Origin of the sequence: Pseudomonas sp. GLN_2, from assembly GCF_043106005.1 — a bacterium.
Taxonomy (GTDB): domain Bacteria; phylum Pseudomonadota; class Gammaproteobacteria; order Pseudomonadales; family Pseudomonadaceae; genus Aquipseudomonas; species Aquipseudomonas alloputida.
On sequence record NZ_JBICMC010000037.1, the window covers coordinates 1 to 365 of the forward strand.

Genomic DNA, 365 nt, shown 5'->3' on the forward strand with positions numbered 1-365 from the left:
CCAGGTGCCCCCATGGGCATGGCGGATATCGCCGAAGTGCTTTGGCGCGACTACCTGAAGCACAACCCGAGCAACCCGAGCTTCGCCGACCGTGACCGCTTCGTGCTGTCCAACGGCCACGGTTCGATGCTGATCTACTCGCTGCTGCACCTGACCGGCTACGACGTCACCATCGATGACATCAAAGGCTTCCGCCAGCTGCACAGCCGCACCCCGGGCCACCCGGAGTACGGCTACACCCCAGGTGTCGAGACCACCACCGGCCCGCTCGGCCAGGGTATCGCCAACGCCGTGGGCTTCGCCCTGGCAGAAAAAGTGCTGGCAGCCCAGTTCAACCGTGATGGCCACACCATCGTCGACCACAA

Annotated in this window: 1 pseudogene; it reads left to right on the top strand. The window is 64.4% G+C overall.

The features are described 5' to 3' along the window. Window positions 1-365: pseudogene (locus tag ACF8Q6_RS10085) on the top strand (transketolase); the annotation flags it as partial.